The organism is Micromonospora andamanensis (assembly GCF_016863495.1).
GTDB classification, from domain to species: Bacteria; Actinomycetota; Actinomycetes; order Mycobacteriales; family Micromonosporaceae; genus Micromonospora; species Micromonospora andamanensis.
Window position 1 is genome coordinate 1 of the sequence record NZ_BOOZ01000076.1, and the last position, 20,953, is coordinate 20,953.

The 20,953-nt window shown below is 71.5% G+C and carries 18 protein-coding genes and 2 pseudogenes; 11 read left to right on the forward strand and 9 right to left on the reverse strand.

Features of this window, described 5'->3' with window-relative positions:
• Positions 1-328, reverse strand: a pseudogene (locus tag Van01_RS31370) (hypothetical protein); the annotation flags it as partial.
• 306 nt (positions 329-634) lie between these two features.
• Positions 635-2,122, reverse strand: coding sequence for an aminopeptidase P family protein (locus Van01_RS31375; RefSeq protein WP_204015327.1), 1,488 nt, complete (start codon positions 2,120-2,122; stop codon positions 635-637).
• Positions 2,123-2,255: 133 nt separating this feature from the next.
• On the opposite strand from Van01_RS31375, the gene asnB reads away from it, so the two are divergent.
• Positions 2,256-4,217, forward strand: coding sequence for an asparagine synthase (glutamine-hydrolyzing) (asnB, locus tag Van01_RS31380; RefSeq protein ID WP_204015330.1), 1,962 nt, complete (start codon positions 2,256-2,258; stop codon positions 4,215-4,217).
• A gap of 60 nt (positions 4,218-4,277) precedes the next feature.
• Here the strand turns inward: asnB and Van01_RS31385 are convergent, their stop codons facing one another.
• The gene (locus tag Van01_RS31385; protein WP_204015333.1) at positions 4,278-5,393 is read right to left on the reverse strand and encodes a lytic polysaccharide monooxygenase auxiliary activity family 9 protein; all 1,116 of its coding nucleotides are present in this window, start codon (positions 5,391-5,393) and stop codon (positions 4,278-4,280) included.
• Positions 5,394-5,791: 398 nt separating this feature from the next.
• On the opposite strand from Van01_RS31385, the gene Van01_RS31390 reads away from it, so the two are divergent.
• Positions 5,792-6,727, forward strand: coding sequence for a PfkB family carbohydrate kinase (locus tag Van01_RS31390; RefSeq protein WP_204015335.1), 936 nt, complete (start codon positions 5,792-5,794; stop codon positions 6,725-6,727).
• A 72-nt stretch (positions 6,728-6,799) separates the two neighbouring features.
• On the opposite strand, the pseudogene Van01_RS31395 reads toward Van01_RS31390, so the two are convergent.
• A pseudogene (locus tag Van01_RS31395) lies at positions 6,800-7,635 on the reverse strand (MBL fold metallo-hydrolase).
• Between the two features lie 49 nt (positions 7,636-7,684).
• The gene (locus Van01_RS31400; RefSeq protein WP_204015337.1) at positions 7,685-8,089 is read right to left on the reverse strand and encodes a thioesterase family protein; all 405 of its coding nucleotides are present in this window, start codon (positions 8,087-8,089) and stop codon (positions 7,685-7,687) included.
• Positions 8,090-8,213: 124 nt separating this feature from the next.
• Here Van01_RS31400 and Van01_RS31405 point away from each other — a divergent pair, with 124 nt between their 5' ends.
• Positions 8,214-9,299: a phosphatase PAP2 family protein gene (locus tag Van01_RS31405; protein ID WP_204015339.1), complete on the forward strand. Its 1,086-nt coding sequence runs from the start codon at positions 8,214-8,216 to the stop codon at positions 9,297-9,299.
• A 178-nt stretch (positions 9,300-9,477) separates the two neighbouring features.
• On the opposite strand, the gene Van01_RS31410 is transcribed toward Van01_RS31405, so the two are convergent.
• The 3 genes from Van01_RS31410 to Van01_RS31420 form a co-directional block, all read right to left on the reverse strand.
• The gene (locus Van01_RS31410; protein WP_204015359.1) at positions 9,478-10,893 is read right to left on the reverse strand and encodes a PH domain-containing protein; all 1,416 of its coding nucleotides are present in this window, start codon (positions 10,891-10,893) and stop codon (positions 9,478-9,480) included.
• A 227-nt stretch (positions 10,894-11,120) separates the two neighbouring features.
• Positions 11,121-11,651 (reverse strand): PH domain-containing protein, encoded by a 531-nt coding sequence (locus tag Van01_RS31415; RefSeq protein WP_204015341.1) that lies wholly within the window; start codon positions 11,649-11,651, stop codon positions 11,121-11,123.
• Between the two features lie 95 nt (positions 11,652-11,746).
• A complete protein-coding gene (locus Van01_RS31420) occupies positions 11,747-12,019 on the reverse strand; it encodes a hypothetical protein (RefSeq protein ID WP_204015343.1) in 273 nt (90 codons plus the stop codon).
• A 236-nt stretch (positions 12,020-12,255) separates the two neighbouring features.
• On the opposite strand from Van01_RS31420, the gene Van01_RS31425 reads away from it, so the two are divergent.
• The 7 genes from Van01_RS31425 to Van01_RS31455 all read left to right on the forward strand — a co-directional run bounded on the left by Van01_RS31425 (position 12,256) and on the right by Van01_RS31455 (position 19,425).
• Complete coding sequence (locus Van01_RS31425; protein WP_204015345.1) at positions 12,256-13,362, forward strand: AAA family ATPase; 1,107 nt, start codon at positions 12,256-12,258, stop codon at positions 13,360-13,362.
• Entirely contained in the window at positions 13,341-14,354 is a 1,014-nt protein-coding gene (locus Van01_RS31430) for a DUF58 domain-containing protein (protein ID WP_204015347.1), read from the forward strand. Before Van01_RS31425 ends, Van01_RS31430 begins: the two co-directional genes overlap by 22 nt.
• Complete coding sequence (locus Van01_RS31435; RefSeq protein ID WP_204015349.1) at positions 14,351-15,301, forward strand: VWA domain-containing protein; 951 nt, start codon at positions 14,351-14,353, stop codon at positions 15,299-15,301. Before Van01_RS31430 ends, Van01_RS31435 begins: the two co-directional genes overlap by 4 nt.
• A 693-nt stretch (positions 15,302-15,994) precedes the next feature.
• Positions 15,995-16,699 (forward strand): 3-oxoacyl-ACP reductase FabG, encoded by a 705-nt coding sequence (gene fabG, locus Van01_RS31440; RefSeq protein WP_204015352.1) that lies wholly within the window; start codon positions 15,995-15,997, stop codon positions 16,697-16,699.
• Between the two features lie 27 nt (positions 16,700-16,726).
• On the forward strand, positions 16,727-17,494 hold the full coding sequence (fabI, locus tag Van01_RS31445) for an enoyl-ACP reductase FabI (protein ID WP_204015354.1): 768 nt from the start codon (positions 16,727-16,729) through the stop codon (positions 17,492-17,494).
• An 82-nt stretch (positions 17,495-17,576) separates the two neighbouring features.
• A complete protein-coding gene (locus Van01_RS31450; RefSeq protein ID WP_204015356.1) occupies positions 17,577-18,608 on the forward strand; it encodes a ferrochelatase in 1,032 nt (343 codons plus the stop codon).
• Between the two features lie 37 nt (positions 18,609-18,645).
• Positions 18,646-19,425, forward strand: coding sequence for an HAD-IIA family hydrolase (locus tag Van01_RS31455; RefSeq protein ID WP_099851082.1), 780 nt, complete (start codon positions 18,646-18,648; stop codon positions 19,423-19,425).
• Between the two features lie 15 nt (positions 19,426-19,440).
• Here Van01_RS31455 and Van01_RS31460 read toward each other — a convergent pair whose 3' ends face one another.
• Positions 19,441-20,214, reverse strand: a complete 774-nt coding sequence (locus Van01_RS31460) for an alpha/beta fold hydrolase (RefSeq protein WP_204015357.1) — start codon at positions 20,212-20,214, stop codon at positions 19,441-19,443.
• A gap of 28 nt (positions 20,215-20,242) precedes the next feature.
• Between Van01_RS31460 and Van01_RS31465 the strand changes: the two genes are divergently transcribed.
• A complete protein-coding gene (locus Van01_RS31465) occupies positions 20,243-20,848 on the forward strand; it encodes a TetR/AcrR family transcriptional regulator (protein ID WP_204015358.1) in 606 nt (201 codons plus the stop codon).
• Positions 20,849-20,953 lie beyond the last annotated feature (105 nt).

The window sequence follows — 20,953 nt, forward strand, 5'->3', positions numbered from 1 at the left end:
GACCATCGTGCGACCAGGGTCCACCCGACCAGGGCTCCCCTTGGTCGGGATCTCGACCTGTGGTGTCGCCCTTGGAGTCGCGGTCGTCCTTCGCCTTATCGGCGGGGCCGGCGTCGCTGAGGTTCTGCCGCGCGCTGGCCGCCTGCTGTTCCGCGCCCTGTTGGGCACCGCCGGGCTTGTCATCTCGTGCGGCCACCCCGCCGACGGCGGCCAGACCGACCATGCCGGTCAGGCCAACCACTCCCGTGGCGACCCACAGCTTCCGGCGTCCAGCCGACCTGCGGGGCTGGGGGGTGCTGTCGTCGGGTGGCGTTGCGTAACTGGACATCAAAGCCTTCCGCCCTTCCTGCTACCGGATCGGGACGCACCATGCGAACTGGTGCTGGAAGCTACAAAAGGGTTGGAGCCTCCGCCGACCAACGTATGAGAAGGTTCCTCGCGAGAAGGGCGTATCCGAAGAAAGCCCGCATTATGCCCCGATCGGGCATCGGGCATGCCACCACGTGACGTTCGGGTAGAAGCGGTTTGACCAGCGCAAACGTCGCTGGTGGGGACAGACGGGGGCGGGCCCCGCTCCGGGGCGATCGATGTCGCCGCCGGCTCGGGGCCCGCCTCTGGTCGTACCGTCCGGGGGTCAGCCGGGCAGTCGCGGCCCGGCTTCGCGCTGCTCGGCCAGCCACGTCTCCACCTCGTCGGCCCGGCGGGGCAGGCCCGCCGACAGGTTCACCGCGCCGGCGGTGGTGACCAGGACGTCGTCCTCGATCCGGATGCCGATGCCGCGCAGTTCCTCCGGCACCAGCTCGTCCTCCGGCTGGAAGTACAGCCCCGGCTCGACGGTGAGCACGTACCCCTCGCCAAGGGTGCCGTCGCGGTACATCTCCTTGCGGGCGTTCGAGCAGTCGTGCACGTCGATGCCGAGCATGTGCCCGAAGCCGTGCAGCGTCCAACGGCGGTAGACCATGGAATTCTCGTCCATCGCCTCGTCCACGCTCACCGGCAGCAGGCCCAGGTCGGCAAGTCCCTCGGCGAGCACCCGCATACAGGTCAGGTGGACGTCCTTGAAGGTCACGCCCGGCTTGATGACGTCGATGCCTGCCTGCTGCGAGGCGTACACGATGTCGTAGACCTGGCGCTGCAACGGGGTGAACCGGCCGTTGACCGGCAGTACCCGGGTCACGTCCGCGGTGTAGAGGTTGCGTCCCTCCACGCCCATGTCCATCAGCAGCAGCTCACCCGGACGGGTGACGCCGTGGTTGTGCACCCAGTGCAGGATCGTGGCGTGCTCACCGGCGCCGACGATCGAGCCGTAGCCGACGTCGTTGCCGTCGTGCCGGGCCCGCAGCGCGAAGATGCCCTCCAGCAGCCGCTCGGCGACACCCCGGTCGGCCGGCAGCGCCCGGGCCACGTCCTCGAAGCCGCGTACCGTGGCGTCGATCGCCTCCTGGAGCTGGGCGATCTCCCATTCGTCCTTGACCAGCTTCTGCTCCGAGACGGCGATGGCCAGCTCGCGGTCGCGGGCCGGCTGCCCCTCCTCGCGCGGGCCGTCCCAGGGCCGCACCGCGGTGTCCACCCGGGCGTCGAAGCCGCGCAGCACCCGGGTACGCGCGGGGGCCAGTTCCGCCAGCGCCCCGTCCAGCTCGGTCAGGTCGGCGGTGGGCAGGCCCAGCTCGGTCGACTTCTCGGTCAGGGTGTGTCGCCGGCCCACCCACAGCTCGCCGTGGCGGCTGCGGAAGAACTCGTCGTTCTCCCGGGACGAGCGGGGACGCATGTACAGCGTGGCGTCGTGGCCGGAGCCGTTCGGCCGCAGCACCAGCACGCCGTCCGGGTCGTGGTCGCCGGTCAGGTACGCGAAGTCGCTACCCGGCCGGAACCGGTACTCGGTGTCGTTGGCGCGTACCTTCTCGCCGCCGGTGGGGATCACGAGCGTCTCGCCCGGGAAGGCCGCCGAGAGGGCGGCCCGGCGCTTGGCGTAGTTCGGTACCTCCGGCCGTGGGCCGACCGGCAGGGTGGTGTCCCGCCAGCCCTGCCGCATGAACGACAGGAACGCCTGGGGGAAATCCGGGTCGTGTGACTCGGTGCCGTCGGTCGGCTCGCCGTCGGTGCGTTCCTGTTCCTCGGTCATGCCCCGCTCCCTTCGCCTCATTGCTGGTCCGACGGTACCGCGAACGCGGTCGCGGGCCGAGCCGCCGGTGGCCGTCGCGGTGAGCCCGGCAGTGCCGCGACGACCGATCAGCACGCGTGGAAAGATGACGGACATGTGCGGACTCCTGGCTTTCTTCAGTGCGCGCGGCGATGCCGCCGCCCACCGCGACAACATCGCCGGGGCGTTGGAATGCCTGCACCACCGCGGCCCGGACGAGACCGGGGTCGAGGTGGTCGGCGACGCCTCCGGCCGGTACGCGGACGGGGTCTTCGCCCACAAGCGGTTGGCGATCATCGACGTCGCGCTCAGCCATGAGCCGTTGCCCTACGCCGACGGGCGTTACCTGCTGACCTTCAATGGCGAGATCTACAACTACATCGAGCTGCGCGAGGAGCTGATCCGCGACTACGGCGCCCGGTTCGCCACAAACGGCGACGGGGAGGTCATCGTCGCCGGCCACCACTACTGGGGCGAGCAGGTGCTCACCCGGCTGCGGGGCATGTTCGCCTTCGTCATCTGGGACCGGCAGGAGCGGCGCGCGTTCGGTGCCCGCGACTACTACGGCATCAAGCCGCTGCACTACCTGGAGACCGCCGACGGGCTCTACCTCGCCTCGGAGAAGAAGGCCCTGCTGCCCTTCGCCCAGTCGGCGTACGCCGGGGACGCCGGGGTCGACACGGCCAACCTCAGCCACTACCTGACCCTGCAGTACGTGCCGGAGCCCGGCACCCTGCACCGGGGGATCAGCCGGATCGGCTCCGGGGAGTACCTGACCTGGACCCCGGGCGGGCGGATCGACGTGCGGCGCTGGTACCGGCCGGTGTTCCGGCCCGCCCCGGTCTCCGACGAGCAGAAGCTCTACCACGAGATCCGGGAGACGCTGCGCGAGAGCGTACGCATGCACATGCGCTCGGACGTGCCGGTCGGGTCGTTCCTGTCCAGCGGGATCGACTCGACAGCTGTGGTCGCCCTGGCCCGGGAGTTCAACCCGAACATCCTCACCTTCACCGTCGGCTACGACGTGCCGGGGTACTCGGAGATCGACGTCGCGCAGGACTCGGCCCGCCACCTCGACGTGACCACCATCCCGACCAAGATCGGGCCGCAGGACATGATCGAGGCGCTGCCGAAGATCGTCTGGCACCTGGACGACCCGGTCGCCGACCCGGCCCTGGTGCCGCTCTACTTCGTCGCTAAGAAGGCCGCCGAACACGTCACTGTGGTCCTCTCCGGCGAGGGCGCCGACGAGTTCTTCGGCGGGTACACGATCTACCGGGAGCCGCTCTCGCTGAGCGGCGTCAACGGGTTGCCCGGCGGGGTGCAGAAGGGCCTGCGGGCGGTCTCCAAGGCGATCCCCCAGGGGGTCAAGGGCAAGAGCTTCCTGGAGCGCGGCACCACGCCGATCGAGGAGCGCTACTACGGCAACGCCCGGATGTTCACCGAGGAGGAGAAGCAGCACCTGCTGCGCCGCTACGACCCGTCGGTGCGCTACACCGACGTGACCGCGCCGATCTACGCCGAGTGCACCGAGCTGGACGACGTCACCAAGATGCAGTACGTCGACCTCTACACCTGGCTGCGCGGCGACATCCTGGTCAAGGCGGACCGGATCTCCATGGCGCACTCGCTCGAGGTGCGGGTGCCCTTCCTCGACCGGGCGGTGTTCGAGGTGGCGGCGAAGATCCCGGTGGAGCTGAAGCTGCCGCCGCGATCCGACGCCACCAAGTACGCCATGCGCCAGGCGTTGCAGGGTGTGGTGCCGCCGGCCATCGTCAACCGCAAGAAGCTGGGCTTCCCGACCCCGACCCGGGTCTGGCTGCGCGGCGAGATGTACGAGTGGGCCCGACACGTGCTGTCCACCTCCGGTGCCGGCGACCTGCTCGACCTGTCGTACGCGCTGCGGCTGCTGGAGGAGCACAAGCGGGAGGAGTTCGACCACTCGCGCAAGGTGTGGACGGTGCTGATCTTCTGCATCTGGCACGCGATCTTCGTCGCGAAGACCCTCGACCCGGGCATCCAACGCAACCAGTCGGCGCTGTTGACCAAGCCCGTCGTCGGCTCCATGGTGCGCTGACCGCCAAGCGAACATGCGGAAGGGGGCCCCGGTCGGGGCCCCCTTCGTGGTGCTGGTAGGTCAGCTGCTGGAGCAGGTCGCCGTCGGCGTCGCGCCGCTGCCGCTGGCGAGGAAGCCGAAGCTCGTAGTGCCGTTGGCCGCGACGGAGCCGTTGTACGACACGTTGCGGGCCGTCACCGACGATCCGGACGTGGTCTGGGTCGCGTTCCACACCTGGCTGATTTGCTGGCCGCCGGGCCAGCTCCAGTTCGCGGTCCAGCCGCTCAACGCCGAGCTGCCGGTGTTCCTGATCTCGACCTCACCCTGGAACCCACCGGACCAGCTGCTGGTCACCTTGACGGTGGCGGTGCAGCCACCCGGACCCGGCGGCGGGGTGGTCGGGTTCGGCGGCGGCGTGGTGGGGTTCGGCGGCGGGGTCGTCGGGTTCGGCGGCGGCGTGGTGGGGTTCGGCGGCGGCGTGGTCTGGTTGCCGCCGATGCCTGTCACCTCACCGTTGCCACCGTCGAAGGCGACGTCGGAGCAGCCGAAGAAGTTCTCCTGGCTGTCCGAGCGGACCCACCGGGAGTAGATGATGTGCCGGCCGCTCTTGTTCGACGGCAGGTTGCCGGTGAAGTAGTAGTGGCCGTCGTTGGTGCCGACCGCGCCGCGCTGCGGCGGGTTGGTCACCGTCAGGAACGGCTGGGCCTCCAGGTCGCTCCAGGCCAGGGCCCGGGTCGGGCTCCAGCTGTCGCGGGTCACGTAGAAGTAGAACGTGCCCGGGTGGTGGGCCCAGTTGCTGTACTTGAACTCGATCGACCGGCCGGCGGTCAGGTGCGTCAGCGGCCAGTCGTTGCGGGCCAGGTCGTAGCCACGGAAGCCGGTGGCCCCGCCGCTGCACAGCTGGCCGTCCGGGATGAAGCCGGTGGTCCGACCGTTGGCGTCCGAACGCAGCACGCTGAACCAGTTGTACAGCGAGTTGGTCCCGCTCTGGGCCACGGCGGCGGCACAGGCCGGGTTGTTCGGCCTGATCTCACCGGTCTGGGTGAGGCCGTCGCGCCAGCAGAGGAACGTACGGGCACCCGGCGTCATCGCCGCGCCGTGCGCGGCGGCCGGGTTGGGGGTGGCGATCACGACGACCGCCCCCGCGAGAAGAGTGAAAGCCGCAGTGACGAGCGCGGCCAAACGTGGACGTTGCACGGGTTCTCCTGACTCGCGGGGCGCATTGCGTGGGTGCGCCCCGCCGAACGCGCGGGTGCGGATTGGTGCCGCCCCCGCTGCTGGGGCGGATGCGACTACGCGGCGACCGTGCGGATGGGGACGGATGGCCCAGCCAGCACGCTGTCGCCAGCGGAGTGTCGACGCGTGAATGCCCTCGCGCGATGTGAAGCCCGGCGCCGGTGGACGCGCAGCCCCCGCGCCACCCGGCATCATCATCCCACCACGCCGGGTCGCGGGATGCAATAGCCGCCGCTCGATGTGTGAATCGAGCCCGGTGCGCAGCGCCCAGCTCACGCCAATACCGTGGCTTCCACGCCCCGGCGCACACCCGCTGTGCCAGCCTGGGCATCACGTACGGCCAGAGGAAGGACCTGACGATGGGATACGCGGTGGTGCTCGGCGAGGCGCTCGTCGACCTGCTGGACACCGAGTGCGACGGTGCGCCGGTCTACCGACAGGCGATCGGCGGTGGGCCGCTGAACGTCGCCGTCGGGGTCTCCCGGCTCGGTGGCGCGGTGCAGTTCGTCGGGTCGCTCGGCGACGACGTGCTAGCCGACCGGATCCGCGACTTCCTCACCACCGAACAGGTGGGACTGGCCGGCGCGGTCACCGCCGCCGTTCCGACCACGCTGGCGGTGGCCACCTTCTCCGGTGCCGAGCCGGACTTCCGCTTCTACGGCGAGCCGCCCTCGTACGCGCTGCTCGGCCCCGACGAACTCGACGTCGCGCTGGTCGAGGGCGCCGACGTGCTCTACTGCGGCTCGATCGTGCTGCTGGCACCGACGACGCTGGCCGCCGCCCGCCGGGCCTGGGCGGCGGCCCCGGGGCTGCGGGTGTTCGATCCGAACGTCCGTCCCCGGCTGCTGGCCGGCCCACAGGCGCTGGCCGGGCTGCGCGAGGTGGTCGCCGAGTTCGCCGCCGGGGCGCACCTGGTCAAGCTCAGCGCCGCTGACGCGGAACTGCTCTATCCGGGCGAGCCGGTCGAGTCGGTGGCGGTGTACCTGCGCGAACTGGGCGCGGCCACGGTGGTGGTCACCCTCGGGGCCGCCGGCGCGGTGGTCGCCGCCGCAACTGCCGATCCGGTACGCGTACCCGCCCCGACTGTCGACGCCGTCGACGCCACCGGCGGGGGTGACTCGGTGATGGCGGCCCTCGTCGCCGACCTGCTTACCGGCGGGGAGCCGGTAGAGGCCGCCGGTTGGCACGAGCGGGTCGGTTACGCGCTGCGGGTCGCCGGTCTGGTCTGCGAGCGGCCCGGCGGGGCGGTCGCCATGCCCACCCGCGACGAGGTCCGCCAGCGCTTCGGCGACTGACGGGCCAACCCGGCCCGAGGGGTACCCGGGCCTCGAACTCGACAGGAGTTCGCCGCAGCCACGGGGACGAGGTCAGGCGGTGCCGTCGAGTTCGGCGTACCCACGCCGGGCGGCGATCAGCGCGTGGCGGGCCGGGAACGGGGCGTCGGCGGCGACCCGCTCCGGCGGTGCGCCGCCGGTGTGCCCGGCCCGGATCAGCCAGGCCAACTCCACAAGCTGGGCGTGCTGGGCCCGGACGAACTCCGCGTCGACCGGCTCACCGTGCCCGGGTACGACCACAGTCGACGGTGAGATCGACCGGGACAGCTCGGCCAGCGCGTCGGGCCACTGCAACGGGTACGAGTCCTCGAACGCCGGTGGACCGGCCTGCTCGACCAGGTCACCGGCGACCAGCAGGTCGGCGTCGGGCACCTGCACGACGAGGTCGGCGTCGGTGTGGCCGCGCCCGGGGTGGCGCAGCACCACCCGCCGGCCACCGACGTCGAGGACCGCCTCGGTACGCACGATGTGGGTGGGTGCCAGCAGTGCGGTGTCGGCCAGCTCGGTGGCGAGTTCCGGATGCCCGGCGTGCAGCTCCGCGTACGCCTCCCGGCGCAGCCGGTCCGGCTCGTCGCGGATCGCCGCGGCGGCCAGCTCGTGCGCCCAGATCGGCCGGGGCGGATCGCCGGCCAGCGTGGCGTTGCCGAAGCAGTGGTCGAATGATTGTGGGTGTTCACAAGCGTCAGCGGGTCGGTGGTGACCGCCCGCACCGCGGCGGCCAGCTCGGTCGCCTGCCCGGCGGTGGAGAGGGTGTCGACGAGCAGCGCCGCGCCGTCGCCCAGCACAAGTGTGACGTTAACCGCCAGCAGCGGCTCACGGAGCACCAGCACCCGGTCGGCGACCTCGACGAACCGGCCGGTGACGGTCATGCCGGCCCGCCGGCGGGTTGGGTGATCTCGATGAACCGGCCGGTGGTGGTCATGCCGCCCCACCGGCGCGTTGCATGAACCGGAGCCGGTCGACCACGACCCGCTCCACGCGTCCCTCGGCGACGGTCTGCCCGCCGTCGGTGACGTCGACCTCGAACACCAGCCGACGCCTGTCGACCTCGGTCAGCCGGGCCTGCGCCGCGACCGTACGGCCCACCGGCGTCGCGGCCAGGTGCGCCAGCTCCACCCGGGTGCCCACGGTGGTCGAGCCGCTGGGCAGCTGGCGGGCGGTCGCGGCCACGGTGGCCGCCTCGGCCAGGGCCAGCACCCGTGGCGTGCCGAGCACCGGGACGTCACCGGAGCCGACCGCCTGGGCGGTGTCGGCGTCGGTGACCGTCAACTCGACCCGGGCGGTCAGACCCGGGGCCAGGGCTTGATCCGATGACTCCCGCATGGCCACAGCGTAGGTGCTCGGCGAGGCCCGGATCACGCGGCCGGGCAGATGCGCCGTGCCCGCCACGACGGCGCAGGTGCTCCTGTGTCCGGTCGGGCCCAGGTCGCCGCTAACCTTGTCCGCGATGTCTGCCGTGACCGACGCCCAGCCTCCCGCCCCGACCGAGCCGCCCACCCCGCGCGACGGCGGGCGCCGCCGCGTGATCGCGATGTCGGTCTGGGGTGTCGCCTTCGTGGCGGGCTGGCTCGTCATCGGCCTGCCCACCGATCCGGTGTACGCGTTCTTCTGGATCTGGGCCGGCACCATCGCCTGGTACTCCGCCCGCCCGTGGCGCAGCCACCTGCGCTTCGCCCGGGACTGGGTGCCGGTGGTCCTGCTGCTGGTCGCCTACAACCTCTCCCGTGGCTTCGCGTACCACGACGGGACGGTGCCGCACGCCTACGAGCTGATCCTGGCGGACCGGCTGATGTTCGGCTGGGCGATGGACGGCCAGGTGCCGACGGTCTGGTTGCAGCAGCACCTGTACCAGCCGGAGGTGCGCTGGTGGGACGTGCTGGTGAGCTGGGTGTACTTCTCCCACTTCGTGGCCGCGCTGGCCGCCGCGGCGGTGCTCTGGATGGTCGAGCGCAGCCGGTGGGCGGCGTTCATGCGTCGCTGGTTCTTCCTCTGCGCCACCGGCCTGATCACCTACTTCCTCTACCCGGCCGCACCGCCCTGGTGGGCGGCGCAGAACGGGCTGATCGAGGAGGTGGCCCGGATCTCCACCCGGGGCTGGAAGGCGTTCGGCATGCACGGGGCGGGGAACCTGCTCAACGCCGGGCAACTGGCGTCGAATCCGGTGGCCGCCATGCCGTCGCTGCACACCGCCTTCGCCCTGTTCGTGGTGCTGTTCTTCCTGCGTAACGTCCGGCGCCGCTGGTGGCCCCTGCTGCTGGCCTACCCGCTGGCGATGACCTTCACCCTGGTCTACAGCGGCGAGCACTACGTCATCGACGTGCTGGTCGGCTGGGCGTACGTGGGGATGACCTTCTTGGCGGTCGGTTGGGCCGAACGCCTGTGGGCCCGCCGAAAGGCCCGCCACACCCCACCCGCCCCCGCCCCCGCCACCGAGCCCGACCACCCCACCGAGCCCGACCACCCCCACCCACCAGACACCGCCACCCCGCCAGCACCCCCCACCAAGACACCCTCCATCCCATCCCCCCGCTGACCACCCCGCTCCACCCACTCCACCCACCCCCGTCCGCATCGCCTCGCCGATCTTGCGGTTTCGGTCGCCGATGCGCCCCTTATGTCGGCTATGCCGGGACGAAAAGTGCAAGATCGCGGGAGCGGGAGCGGGAGCGGGAGCGGGAGCGGGAGCGGGAGCGGGAGCGGGAGCGGGAGGGTTAGGGGGTGGGGTTGCGGGCGGCTTGGCCGCGGGCGGTCAGCTCGGCCGCCAGGGCCCAGGCGTCGGCGAGGTCCCGGTCCACCGCCGCAGCGCCGGCACCACCAGCGGTGTCGGCGTGCACGGTGGCCAGCCCGAGCAGCCGCTGCACCGGCCCCTGCACCACCCGTACGCTCTGCAACCGGGCGTACGGCACGATCGTCAGCTGGCGGGTGAGCAGGCCGGAGCGGACCGCGAAGACCTGCTCGGCCAGGCCGGCGCCGAGGATCTGGCGGCTCAGCGGGTTGACCCAGCGGGCCCGGGCCGGTGGCGGGCGCAGCGGCAACGACGACAGCGCCACCCCCGGTAGCACCTCGGCCACGATCATCTCGCCCGTCGGCTGGTCACCGACGGGCAGCAGCCGGTCGGGCCGGTTGCGCTCGTCGGCCTCGCCAGCGGCGTAACCGGCCACCTCCAGGCGCAGCCGGAGCCACCCCTTCACCCGCCAGAGCAGCGGCCAGGTCACCCGCACGGTCTGCACCCGGTGCAACGGGACCGTCTGTGACCTGGTCTCCAGCAGGCCGTTGCGGATCCGCAGCCGATCGTCGTCGCGGGCCAGCTGGAACCGCCAGTCGTCAAGCACCCGGCGGACCGGTTGCAGCAGAACACCCGCCATCGCGGTGAGCGTGCTCGCCACCGCGATGAACGACCAGGAATCCTCGGACAGGAACTGCACGGCCACGAAGGCCACCCCGAAGGGCAGCAGGAACGCCTGCGGGGTCAGTAGCTGACTGATCAGCAGGTCCCGGTTGCTCACCGCATGCAGGGGCCGACCGGGCGTCGGAGGTGGCTCGGCGCCGTCCGGCACCGCCGGCGACGGGGCAGCCGGTGTCGCGCCGGAGGGGTGACCGGCCAGGGCCAGCAGACGCTGCCGCAACGCCCCGGCCTCGCCGACACTGAGGTACGCAAGCGGTGCCTCGGTCTTGCCGCCGCCGACCACCTCCAGCCGCAGCTCAGCCAGCCCGGTGAGCTGGGCGAGCAACGGCCGGACCACCTCGACGGCCTGGAGCCGTTCCAGCGGAATCGCCCGGGTACGCCGCCAGAGCAGCCCCTCGTGGATGCGCAGTTCCCGGCCGACCACCTGGTAGCCGGTGTTGTACCAGCTGATCACGGCAATCACGCTCGCGCCGAGCGCGAGCACCACCACCATCGCGACGAACCAGCCGAACCCCACCCGGGACAGGGTCGACCAGGACAACCCGGCGATGACCACGACAAGCGACTTCGCGCCGTGCAGCGCGGGGCTCAACGGATGCAGCCGCTGCCGCGCCGGCGGCCCCTGCGGCGGCGGACCGGTCCATCCGGCCGGCGGCTGCGGCTCTGGCGCACCGCTCCACCCGGCGGGCGGCTGCGGTCCCGTCCACCCAGCGGGTCCGATCCATCCGGCGGGTGGCTGCGGTCCGGGACCGGAGGACGATGACGGCCCGGCTTCCCGGTACGGGCCGTGCGGCGGGCCCTCGCCCGGCGGTGGTGCCGCGGCGGGCACAGCCGGCCCGGCGTGCTCGGGCGGCTGGCCGGGGCCACGGACGCCCAACCCGCCCTCGACCTGATCCTGCTCGTGCGCGGTGGATGGGTTCCGGTCCGGACCTGGACCGGCGGACCCGCTCACAGTCCTTCCGCCCGGTCCTCGCCGAGCGCGGTCAGCCGGTCCCGCAGCCGGGAGGCCTCCGCTGGACGTAACCCCGGCACCCGGGCATCGCTTGCCGCAGCCGCGGTGTGCAGCTGCACGGTGGCCAGGTCGAAGGCCCGCTCCAGTGGGCCGGCGCTGACGTCGACGAACTGCATGCGCGAGTACGGGACGATGGACAGTCGGCGGACCAGCAGACCGTGCCGGACCAGCAGGTCGTCCTCGCGTTCGGCGTAACCCCAGGCGCGTACCGCCCGGACGATCGTCACCGCCCGCCAGAGAGCGAACACCCCGGCGGCGCCGAGCGCCACACCGAACGGCCAGGAACCGGTGAGCGCCCAACCGACCCCGAGCACGGCCGAGACGAAGGCCACTCCGGCCGCCAGGCGCAGCAACTCCACCCAGATCAGGTCGGTCGAGATCGACTGCCAGCGGACGGTGTCCGGCCACGGTTCGAGCGGGCTGGTCGGTGCGGTCGGCGGCGGAACCTCAGGTGCGTCATCGCTCACCGGGTCAGCCTTTCGTTCGCGACTGCGGGGCTCGCAAGCTCACTCCTCGCGCTCACCGGGTCAGCCTTTCGTTCGCGACTGCGGGGCTCGCAAGCTCACTCCTCGCGCTCACCGGGCTGACTTTCCGTTGTACGCGTCCACTCTTCGAGCGTAGGCGATCCGGCCAGCGGGGCGACCTCCCGCAGAAAGCCGCGCGCGTCGAGGAACTCTCCGAGCGAGGACCGGTGCGTCGCACAGGCGAGCCAGGTCTTGCGCCGCTCAGGTGTGTGCAGGCGGGGATTGTTCCAGCGCAGTGCCCAACGGGCCGGGGCACGACACCCACGGGCCGAACAGACGAGAGCGTCGGCGGCGATATCGGGGTGGGTCATCCCGCTCAGTCTAGAACGGCGGGGGAGAATGAGCGCCGGGCGGCCACGGGGGAAGCCGCCCGGCGACGGATGAATGGTACACACGCCGGGGTGGCTTTTGTCCACTGGCGATCGGCGATTCCTCCGTCCCGGAACGGCGTGGCGGAAATCGGTCGCTCCCTCCGTCGGTACTCAGCCGGGCATGCGAGGCTTGTTACCGCACACGCCGCGACGACCGATCACGCTGTGGAGGACCAGTGGCCCAGCCGACCACGCCCGACGCCCCGCCGCCGAACGGGGCGCAACCGGAGACGCCCGCGCCGCCGACCACCCCGGCGCAGGACGCCACCCTGCTGGAGCGGGCCCTGTTCGAGATCAAGCGCGTGATCGTCGGGCAGGACCGGATGGTCGAGCGGATGTTCGTGGCGCTGCTCGCCCGTGGGCACTGTCTGCTGGAAGGCGTACCGGGGGTGGCCAAGACCCTCGCCGTGGAAACCCTCGCCAAGGTGGTCGGTGGCTCGTTCGCCCGGGTGCAGTTCACCCCGGACCTGGTGCCGGCCGACATCATGGGCACCCGGATCTACCGGCAGTCCAGCGAGAAGTTCGACGTCGAACTGGGCCCGGTCTTCGTCAACTTCCTGCTCGCCGACGAGATCAACCGGGCACCGGCAAAGGTGCAGTCCGCGCTGCTGGAGGTGATGAGCGAGCGGCAGGTGTCGATCGGCGGCGAGAGCCATCGGGTGCCGAACCCGTTCCTGGTGATGGCGACGCAGAACCCGATCGAGCAGGAGGGGGTGTATCCCCTGCCGGAGGCGCAACGGGACCGGTTCCTCATGAAGATCATCGTGGGGTATCCGACCGACGCCGAGGAACGGGAGATCGTCTATCGGATGGGTGTCGAACCGCCCGAGCCCACAGCGGTGTTCGACACCGACGACCTGATCGCCCTGCAACGCAAGGCCGACCAGGTTTTCGTCCACAACGCCCTTGTCGACTACGCGGTCCGGCTGGTGCTGGCCACCCGTACGCCTGCGGAACACGGCATGCCCGACGTCGCGCAACTGATCCAGTACGGTGCCAGCCCTCGGGCCTCGCTCGGGCTGGTCCGGGCCACCCGGGCGTTGGCCCTGCTCCGCGGACGCGACTACGCCCTGCCGCAGGACGTGCAGGACATCGCGCCGGACATCCTGCGGCACCGGCTGGTGCTCAGCTACGACGCGCTGGCCGACGACGTACCGGCCGACCACGTGGTGCACCGGGTGATGTCGACGATCCCGCTGCCGTCGGTGGCACCTCGGCAGCAGGCCACCCCGCCCGCCGCAGCCGTGGCACCTACCTCGGGGTGGCCCGGGCAGCGGCCGTGACCTCGACCACCCCTCGAGCCGGTGAGCCGGACCGCCTGGCCACCAACCGTTCCGACGCCGTGCTGTCCCGGCTGCAACTGCTGGTGACCCGCAAACTCGACGGACTCCTCCAGGGCGACTACGCGGGCCTGCTGCCAGGCCCGGGCAGCGAGGCCGGCGAGTCGCGCGAGTACCGCCCCGGCGACGACGTGCGCCGGATGGACTGGCCGGTGACCGCCCGGACCACAACCCCACACGTGCGGCGTACCGTTGCCGACCGTGAGCTGGAGACGTGGCTGGCGGTGGACCTGTCGGCGAGCCTCGACTTCGGCACCGGCCGCTGGCTCAAGCGGGACGTGGTGATCGCGGCGGCTGCCGCGATCACGCACCTGACCGTGCGGGGCGGCAACCGCATCGGCGCGGTCGTGGGCAGCGGCGCCGATCTTCCGACGGCTCGACGGGGCCGACGCGCCGCAACCGTGCCGGCGGGGCCGGGCCGACTGGTCCGGTTGCCGGCCCGGTCGGGACGCAAGGAGGCCCAGGGCATGCTGCGGGCCATCGCCGGCACCGAGATCCGGCCGGGCCGCGGTGACCTCGGGGCGCTCATCGACATGCTCAACCGCCCACCCCGGCGGCGCGGTGTCGCCGTCGTCATCTCCGACTTCCTCGCCCCGCCGGCCCAGTGGGCGCGTCCACTGCGGAAGCTGCGGGTACGACAGGACCTGCTGGCGATCGAGGTGGTCGATCCGCGGGAACTGGAACTGCCCGACGTCGGGGTGCTCCCGGTGGTCGACCCGGAGACCGGTGAACTGCACGAGGTGCAGACCGCCGACCCGAGCCTGCGACACCGATACGCGGCGGCTGCCGCCGCTCAGCGGGCCGAGATCTCCGCCGCGTTGCGCGCCGCCGGCGCTGCCCACCTGCGACTGCGTACGGACCGAGACTGGCTGCTGGACATGGTGCGCTTCGTGGCCGCCCAGCGGCACGCCCGCACCCGGGGGACGACGAGATGATCAGACTGCTCCAACCGTGGTGGCTGCTGGCCGTGCTGCCGGTGCTCGCCCTCGCCGCGCTGTACGTCTGGCGGCAGCTACGCCGGCGCGACTACGCGCTGCGGTTCACGAACGTGGACCTGCTGCGTACCGTGGCGCCGAAGGGCCTCGGCTGGCGTCGGCACCTGCCGGCCACCGCTTTCCTGCTGGCCCTGCTGGTGCTGGCCGGTGCCCTGGCCCGGCCCGCGGTCGACACCCGGGAGCCGCTGGAACGCGCCACCATCATGCTGGCCATCGACGTGTCGCTGTCGATGCAGGCCGACGACGTGCCACCGAACCGGCTGGAGGCCGCCCAGGAGGCGGCCAAGCAGTTCGTGGCGGAACTGCCGGAGACGTACAACCTGGGGTTGGTCTCGTTCGCCAAGTCGGCGAACGTGCTGGTGCCGCCGACAAAGGACCGCCCGGCGGTGACGAGTGCCATCGAGGGTCTGGTGCTGGCCGAGGCGACGGCGACCGGCGAGGCGGTGTTCACCTGTCTGGAGGCGATCCGGTCGGTGCCGGCCGACGGGGCGGCGGGCATCCCGCCGGCCCGGATCGTGCTGCTCTCCGACGGCTTCCGTACGGCCGGGCGGTCGGTGGAGGAGGCGGCTGCGGCGGCGCAGGCGGCGAACGTGCCGGTCTCCACGATCGCATTCGGCACCGACTCCGGTCACGTCGACATCGGTGGTCAGTTGCAGCGGGTACCGGTGGACCGGCTCGCCCTGGCCGACCTGGCCGAGACCACCGAGGGATTCTTCTACGAGGCGGCCACCGTCAGCGAGCTGAAGCAGGTGTACCAGGACATGGGCAGCTCGATCGGCTTCCGTACCGAACCCCGCGAGATCACCCAGTGGTACGCCGGCATCGCCCTGTTGCTGGCCCTCTGCGCCGGCGCGTTCAGCCTCCTCTGGTCCTCCCGCATGCTCTGACCCACCCCACCGGCCTCGTTGATCATGAGGTTAGCGGCACTATTGGAGATCAAATCGGCCGCCAACCTCATGATCAACGGGGGGGCGGGTGGGTGGGTCAGTGGTTGGCGCTGGCCAGGACGAAGAGGACGGCTACCCAGACGGCGGCGAGGGTGAAGCCCAGCGGGGCGACGTAGCGGCTCATGACAGCTCCGACGTGGCGGCTTGGCGGCCCGGGCGGGGCGGGCCGCGGAAGGGGTGGATCAGGACGCGCACGCGAAGTCGTGACCGGGCTGCTTCCGGCGGCACCTGTCCGATCGGCCGCGACGACAGCGGTGCCGGGCGGTGGGACGGGTGCGCGGGGGAGCGGGCCAGCTCAGGCGGAGCGGGGCTCAGCGTGGCTGGCGGTCGGCCCGGCCACGACTGGGAGGATCGCTATCTGGCACAGCGATCACCTCCTGGGGTCGGGTTCCGGGGCGACGCGGGCCGCCGAGCGACCCGCAAACGTGGATGATCGTACACCCGGGGTGTGCGCCAGGCTCACTCGGTCGACCGGCCGGTGCGCTGTGGCCGTTCATCGGACGAGTCCGTGCTGGCTGCGGGGCGGACCGCTGTCAAGTGACTGATACCCGGTGTGACGTCCGCCCGTTAGTGATTACCGTGCGGTAGCGCCTAGTCTCCAAGCCGCAGCGATCTTTGGGGAGGGGACGCACCGTGTCGCGAACTGTGCTGGTTACCGGGGGCAACCGGGGGATCGGTCTGGCCATCGCCCAGGCTTTCGCCAAGCAGGGTGACCGGGTGGCGATCGCCCACCGGGGCAGCGGAGCCCCCGACGGACTGTTCGGCGTGCAGTGCGACATTACCGACGGCGAGTCCGTCGACGCGGCCTTCGCGGCGGTCGAGGCGGAACTCGGCCCGGTGGAGGTGCTTGTCGCCAACGCGGGCATCACCGACGACACGCTGCTGCTGCGCATGTCGGAGGAGCAGTTCACCCGGGTGCTGGACACCAACCTGACCGGCGCGTACCGCTGCGCCAAGCGGGCCTCCGGGAAGATGTTGCGGGCCAGGTGGGGACGTATGATCTTCGTCTCCTCGGTGGTCGGTCTGTCCGGTGGCGCCGGCCAGGTCAACTACGCGGCCAGCAAGGCCGGCCTGGTCGGGGTGGCCCGCTCGATCACCCGGGAGCTGGGCGGCCGGAACATCACCGCGAACGTGGTCGCGCCGGGCTTCATCGAGACCGACATGACCGCCGGGCTGACCGACCAGCGCAAGGCCGAGATCCTCAAGTCGATCCCGGCGGGCCGGATGGCCAGCCCGGACGAGGTGGCGGCGGTGGTCACCTGGCTGGCCGGCGACGGTGCCGGGTACGTCTCCGGTGCGGTCATTCCGGTCGACGGTGGCCTGGGCATGGGCCACTGAATCCTGAGCACGGAGGAATGAGGGTAAATGTCCGGACTGCTGGCCGGTAAGCGGCTGCTCGTCACAGGCGTCATCACCGACGCCTCGATCGCCTTCTCAGTGGCCAAGCTCGCTCAGGAGAACGGCGCCCAGGTCGTGCTCACCGGCTACGGGCGGCTGTCGCTCGTGGAGCGGATCGCCAAGCGGCTGCCCGAGCCGGCACCCGTGATCGAGTTGGACGTGACCGACCCCGAGCAGCTCGCCGGGCTGGCCGACAAGGTCCGCGAGCACGTCGACGGGCTCGACGGTGTGGTCCACTCGATCGGGTTCGCCCCGCAGAGCTGCCTCGGCGGTGGGTTCCTCGACGCCTCCTGGGACGACGTGGCGACCGCGCTGCACGTCTCGACGTACTCCTACAAGTCCCTGGCCGTCGCGGCGCTGCCGCTGATGTCGCCGGGCGGCTCGGTGGTCGGCCTGACCTTCGACGCCACCCAGGCGTGGCCGGTGTACGACTGGATGGGCGTGGCCAAGGCCGGGCTGGAGTCGGCCTCCCGCTACCTCGCGCTGCACCTGGGCAAGCAGGGCATCCGCAGCAACCTGGTGGCCGCCGGTCCGCTGCGCACCATGGCCGCGAAGTCCATTCCGGGCTTCGAGCAGTTCGAGGACGCCTGGGCGGGGCGTGCTCCGCTGGGTTGGGACCTGACCGACCAGGAACCGGCCGCGCGGGCCTGTCTCGCCCTGCTGTCGGACTGGTTCCCGGCGACCACCGGTGAGATCGTGCACGTCGACGGTGGCTACCACGCCGTCGGCGCCTGACGCCGAGCGTCCCGCTGTCTGTTTACGACCGGGACCCGGGGGCGTTGCCGGGACGCCGCAGGCCACCGGCAACAATGGGCCCATGGCGTACGACGCGGTGGTGCTGGTGTCCTTCGGTGGCCCGGAGGGGCCCGACGACGTGATGCCGTTCCTGCAGAACGTGACCCGGGGGCGGGGCGTTCCGCCGGAGCGGCTGGCCGAGGTGGCCGAGCACTACCACCACTTCGGCGGGGTCTCCCCGATCAACGAGCAGTGCCGGGAACTGCTGGCCGCGGTCCGCGCCGACTTCGCCGCCAACGGGCTCGACCTGCCGGTGTACTGGGGCAACCGGAACTGGGACCCGATGCTCGCCGACACGGTGGCCCGGATGCGTGACGACGGCGTACGCCGGGCGCTGGCGTTCGTCACGAGCGCCTACGGTGGCTACTCCTCGTGCCGGCAGTACCAGGAGGACATCACCGCCGCGCGGGCGGCGGTCGGCCCGGACGCGCCGGTGATCGAGAAGCTGCGCCAGTTCTGGGACCACCCCGGCTTCGTCGAGCCGCACGTGGACGCGGTGCGCTCCGCGCTTGCCCAGTTGGACCCGGCGCGGCGGGACAGCACCCGGCTCGTCTTCACCGCGCACTCGGTGCCGATCTCGGCCGCCGACAGTGCCGGCCCGCACGGCGGCCGGTACACCGCCCAGCTCGCCGAGACGGCCCGGCTGGTGCACGCGGCGGCGGCCCCGGACCTGCCGTACGACCTGGTCTGGCAGAGCCGGTCCGGTCCGCCCCACGTGCCGTGGCTGGAGCCGGACATCAACGACCACCTGGAAACGCTCGCCGAGCAGGGCGTGACAGGCGTGGTGGTCAGCCCGATCGGCTTCGTCTCCGACCACCTCGAGGTGGTGTGGGACCTGGACACCGAGGCGTTGGACACGGCCAAGCGACTCGGCGTGGACTTCGTCCGTGCCGGCACCCCCGACACCGACCCCCGGTACGTGACCATGGTGCGGGAACTGGTGCGGGAACGCATCGATCCGGACGGGGCACAGTCGCGCCGTCGCCTGGGCCAGCTGCCGATGTGGGACACCTGCCCCACGGTCTGCTGCGTCCCGCCCCGCCGTCCGTCCTGACCTCTGCGGCGTACCCGACGAACCCCTGGGGATGATCATGCAGGACCGTAAGCCCGTCGAGAGCTGGCTCACCGACATGGACGGGGTGCTGGTGCACGAGGGCCAACCGGTGCCGGGCGCGCCGGAGTTCGTCAAGCGGCTGCGTACCTCCGGCAAGCCCTTCCTGGTGCTGACCAACAACTCCATCTACACGCCGCGGGACCTCCAGGCCCGGTTGGCCCGGATGGGGCTGGACGTGCCGGAGCAGGCGATCTGGTCGTCCGCTCTGGCCACCGCGCAGTTCCTGGCCGACCAGCGGCCGGGCGGCACGGCGTACGTCATCGGGGAGGCCGGGCTGACCACCGCCCTGCACGCGGTGGGTTACGTGCTCAGCGATTTCGCCCCCGACTACGTGGTGCTGGGGGAGACCCGCACCTACAGCTTCGAGGCGATCACCAAGGCGGTCCGGCTGATCAACGACGGGGCCCGGTTCATCTGCACCAACCCCGACGCCACCGGGCCCTCGGTGGAGGGCGCGCTGCCAGCCGCCGGCTCGGTCGCCGCGATGATCTCCAAAGCCACCGGGGTGGAGCCGTACTTCGTCGGCAAGCCCAATCCGATGATGATGCGTTCGGCCCTGAACACGATAAACGCACACTCGGAGAGCACCGCGATGATCGGTGACCGGATGGACACCGACATCCTCTGTGGCCTGGAAGCCGGGCTGGAGACCATCCTCGTGCTGACCGGGATCAGTTCCCGGGTGGAGGCGGAACGCTACCCGTACCGCCCGTCCCGGATCGTCAACTCGGTCGCCGACCTGATCGACGAGATCTGAGCCGTCGCTGCCCGGTCAGGGCCGTGTCGCGTCGCGGCGCAGGAAGTCGGTGAGCACCGGGGCGAGGATGCTCGCCGGCACGCCGTGCCACTCGCCGGGCAGGCTGCGCTGCTCGGCGGCGGGCAGCAGGCCGGCCGTGGTGGCGGCCATCCCGGTCAGGTCGTCGGTACTGCCGGCGCTGTGCAGGACGAGCGTCGGTGTGGTCACCCGGGCGAGCACCGTCGGGCCGGTGGCTTCGCTGAGCAGGCTGTCGTACGCCAGGGTGTGCGCCACCGAGACCATGGCGTGCCAGTGTGCGGTGTCGCGCATCCCGGCCAGCATCTGCTCGGGTACGCCGATGGAGGTCAGGAAGAACGTCACCGCCTCGGCGCCGGACAGTCGGCTCAGTGTCGCGGTGAATTCCCGCTGCCCGGCCTCGTCGTCGGTGTCCAGCGGTGGCTCCAGCAGAACCAGCCGGCGTACGTCGAGGCCGGCGGCGACCGCGTGCACGGCGAGCAGGCAGCCCGAGGAGTACCCGTACAGCGCGGTGGGCGCGTCGGCCTCGGCGATCAGCGCGGCGAGGTCCTCCACCTCGCGCTCGGGGGCGTAGGGCAGGGTGTCGCCGCTCTCCCCGCGCCCGCGACGGTCGTAGCGGTAGACCGTGAAGTGGGGCGTCAGCAGGTCGGCGAGTTCGTCGAGTGGGCTGTTGGCCCGAAAATGCCCGGCGGCGTCGATGAGGATGAGCGCCGGGCCGGCACCCTCGCGCTGGTAGGCGACGCGGGTGCCGTCCCGTGAGGTGACCATCGGCATGAACTGAACCGTACAGTACAGTTAGGGCGTGCGAAAGGACGTCAACCGGCGCGGGATCCTCGACGCCGCCCTGATCGAGTTCCTCGAACATGGCTACCTGGCCGCCGGGATGGACCGGATCGCCGCCCGCGCCGGTGTCTCCAAGGTCACCGTGTACGCGCACTTCACCGACAAGCGCGGCCTCTTCGAGGCGGTGTTCACCGGCGCGATAGCCGACGCCGAACGAGCCGGCTCGGCGTACGTCGACGCCCTTGCCGACTCCGACGACCTCCCGCGTGACCTGCGGGTCTTCGCCCGCGAGCATATCGCCACGGTCACCGCGCCACACCTGATCCAGCTGCGTCGGATGCTGATCGGTGAGGCAGGACGCTTCCCTGAGCTGGCCCGGGCGTGGCACCGCGCCGCGCCGGAACGCGGCCACGCCACCCTTGCCAGGGCCATCACCCGTCTCGCCGAGCGGGGCCTGCTGCGCGTGTCGGACCCGCTGCTCGCGGCGCAGCACCTGAACTATCTGATCCTGTCGATCCCGCTCAACGAGGCGATGTTCGCCGTCCGCCAGTCGTTCTCCGCGGCCGACCTGCACCGCTGGGCCGACGAAGCCGTCCGCATCTTCCTAGCCGCCCACACCCCCTGAACCGCCCCCTCCACAGACCCCGCCCTCCGTGCCCCCCGCCCTCCGTGGATCTTGCACTTCTGGTCGGGGCAGAAGATCACGAAAGCCGCAATACGGCGACCGAAA

Excerpts from the sequence above, each read along its gene's own strand:
- Van01_RS31375 (WP_204015327.1), bottom strand. The coding sequence starts at position 2,122 with ATGACCGAGGAACAGGAACGCACCGACGGCGAGCCGACCGACGGCACC.
- asnB (WP_204015330.1), top strand. The coding sequence starts at position 2,256 with ATGTGCGGACTCCTGGCTTTCTTCAGTGCGCGCGGCGATGCCGCCGCC.
- Van01_RS31390 (WP_204015335.1), top strand. The coding sequence starts at position 5,792 with ATGGGATACGCGGTGGTGCTCGGCGAGGCGCTCGTCGACCTGCTGGAC.
- Van01_RS31400 (WP_204015337.1), bottom strand. The coding sequence starts at position 8,089 with ATGCGGGAGTCATCGGATCAAGCCCTGGCCCCGGGTCTGACCGCCCGG.
- Van01_RS31405 (WP_204015339.1), top strand. The coding sequence starts at position 8,214 with ATGTCTGCCGTGACCGACGCCCAGCCTCCCGCCCCGACCGAGCCGCCC.
- Van01_RS31420 (WP_204015343.1), bottom strand. The coding sequence starts at position 12,019 with ATGACCCACCCCGATATCGCCGCCGACGCTCTCGTCTGTTCGGCCCGT.
- Van01_RS31435 (WP_204015349.1), top strand. The coding sequence starts at position 14,351 with ATGATCAGACTGCTCCAACCGTGGTGGCTGCTGGCCGTGCTGCCGGTG.
- fabI (WP_204015354.1), top strand. The coding sequence starts at position 16,727 with ATGTCCGGACTGCTGGCCGGTAAGCGGCTGCTCGTCACAGGCGTCATC.
- Van01_RS31450 (WP_204015356.1), top strand. The coding sequence starts at position 17,577 with ATGGCGTACGACGCGGTGGTGCTGGTGTCCTTCGGTGGCCCGGAGGGG.
- Van01_RS31455 (WP_099851082.1), top strand. The coding sequence starts at position 18,646 with ATGCAGGACCGTAAGCCCGTCGAGAGCTGGCTCACCGACATGGACGGG.
- Van01_RS31460 (WP_204015357.1), bottom strand. The coding sequence starts at position 20,214 with ATGCCGATGGTCACCTCACGGGACGGCACCCGCGTCGCCTACCAGCGC.